Here is a 2,177-nt window from a genome sequence, read left to right on the forward strand (position 1 = left end):
ATAGAATACTTAGTAATTGATGAAGCAGATGAAATGTTAAACATGGGCTTCCTTGAACAAGTAGAATCTATTATAAAACTGCTTCCTAAAAAACGTACGACTATGCTATTCTCTGCAACCTTGTCACAGGAGATAAAAACGTTGAGCGGCAGATATATGAATGATGCGGTATCAATAGAAATAGACGCAGCTGAAGAAGATGCGCCTAAAATTGAGCATTTAAAATATATAGTGAAAGATGACCAGAAGCTAGCCTTTATAGAAAAGCTGACGATTACAGAAAATCCGGATAGCTGTATTGTATTTTGCCGGACAAAAGAGCGTGTAGATCAATTAGTAGACGCATTAGACAATAAAGGCTATACGGCAGATAAGATTCACGGTGGTATGATGCAGGAAGATCGCTTTGAGGTAATGGATGATTTCAGAAAAGGTGAGTTCCGTTATTTGATTGCTACGGATGTCGCAGCACGTGGTATTGATATTGAAGATATTACGCACGTAGTACATTATGATGTGCCGTTAGAGCAAGAAAGCTATGTACATCGTACAGGTAGAACCGGAAGAGCTGGCAGAAGCGGAAAATCGATTATGCTTGCGACTCCTCATGAAGACAAATTTGTAAAAGAGATTGAAGCATTTATTGGCTTTGAAATTCCAACTGGTCGTGAAATTACGTCAGAAATGGTTGCTCAAAACAGAGCAGCGTTTGATTTGAAGATGCAGGAGCAGCCAGAAGCTAAGAAATCAAAAGGCGAGCAGCTGAATGTTAATATTACTAAGCTATATTTCAATGGTGGTAAGAAAAAGAAAATCAGAGCGGTAGACTTCGTAGGGACAATAGCCAAAATCGAGGGAGTTTCTGCTGACGACATCGGTATTATTACTATTCAAGATAACGTTTCATACGTTGAAATTCTGAATGGTAAAGGACCTCTAGTATTGAAAAAAATGAGAAACACAACGATTAAAGGTAAGCTTTTAAAAGTCCATATTGCGCATAAATAAGATATTTAATAGAAAACGAAAACTACCTCTAGAGAGTAATCTCGAGGTAGTTTTTTTGTTTGAATTAAAGGTTAGGAAGTTCTTCTAATTCTTTTTACATACTCTATAAAAAAGATTATATTATTTAAATAAAAGTATCTCTTTTGAATACGGGTTGAACGTATACACTAGTGTTTGTGAATCTTTAAGAACAGTAATTCTATAAACTTCTTTGCCAACGTCATGATCCATTACTTTCTTATGAGCACTTTCCACTCCCGTTACATTATATTCCTTCTCTATTATTTCCTTAGCTTCGTCATACGTATAATTAGGACTAGTCCATTCAAATAGAATAAACATACCCACTATTATAGCCATAAAAATAGTGGCCAATTTAAAAACAAGGTGTTGTCTATCTTTAAGATATAAGATAAATACGCCGGAAAATAATACTAAAAAGGTGATAATTGGGAAGAAAACAAGATTTAAATACGGAATAGCAAATGCGTAAGCAACGGTTCTATTATAAAAATAAAAAGAGCATAAGCTTGCGATAAGGAAGTAAAAAATCAAAATAAATATAGATTTTCTATTCATGATTTTTTTCTACTCCTTCTATATGAATTTTTCTGAGTTCCCTGATGAGTGAATATAATAGCTTAGATTTTAATGGATTAACTTTTATCATCTAACTTTTTCAATACGGCATCTAACTTTTGGTTTATTATTTGTTTTTCTTTAGTTGAGCTTCTTAACCTTTTAATAACGATAAAAATAATAGCAATAACCAGGACAATAAAGATTAAAAATATTAAAGTCGCTAAAACATCATCCAAATTCAAAGCCAATAATTACACCCCCTAAATGCATTTACTCGTTCTATTCACATATGCCAATTTTCAGTAACGTCTTGTAATTACTTGTTTATTTTCCTCCAAACCAATGATGCCATAAGAAGCAGAACTCCCACTGACGCTCCAATCAGTTGGTCTACTAGAAGTTCATTCGTTCTAAAATAACGAATGACAAAAGTTCCACCGAAAATACCAATCATTGTTAGCGATAATTGAATAAAGTAAGTATTTATTTTAATAGTCAATTCCCCCAGCAACATACTATTTAATATTTTAACATAAATATCCAACTGGAATGGTTATCACCTTATTTTTCGAACAACCGACAAGCAA

4 protein-coding genes are annotated in these 2,177 nt (G+C 33.4%); 1 reads left to right on the top strand and 3 read right to left on the bottom strand.

Annotation, left to right across the window (positions count from 1 at the left end):
• Positions 1–1,008 (top strand): helicase-related protein (locus tag AC06OU_RS18315; protein ID WP_475857660.1); only part of this gene is annotated, 1,008 nt, incomplete at its 5' end.
• Positions 1,009–1,128: 120 nt separating this feature from the next.
• On the opposite strand, the gene AC06OU_RS18320 is transcribed toward AC06OU_RS18315, so the two are convergent.
• The 3 genes from AC06OU_RS18320 to AC06OU_RS18330 all read right to left on the bottom strand — a co-directional run bounded on the left by AC06OU_RS18320 (position 1,129) and on the right by AC06OU_RS18330 (position 2,089).
• Positions 1,129–1,587, bottom strand: a complete 459-nt coding sequence (locus tag AC06OU_RS18320) for a PepSY domain-containing protein (protein WP_475857661.1) — start codon at positions 1,585–1,587, stop codon at positions 1,129–1,131.
• 77 nt (positions 1,588–1,664) lie between these two features.
• Positions 1,665–1,838: a DUF4083 family protein gene (locus AC06OU_RS18325; RefSeq protein WP_475857662.1), complete on the bottom strand. Its 174-nt coding sequence runs from the start codon at positions 1,836–1,838 to the stop codon at positions 1,665–1,667.
• A gap of 68 nt (positions 1,839–1,906) precedes the next feature.
• A complete protein-coding gene (locus AC06OU_RS18330; RefSeq protein ID WP_475857663.1) occupies positions 1,907–2,089 on the bottom strand; it encodes a hypothetical protein in 183 nt (60 codons plus the stop codon).
• Positions 2,090–2,177: the final 88 nt, after the last annotated feature.

This window comes from Psychrobacillus sp. (assembly GCF_056205495.1).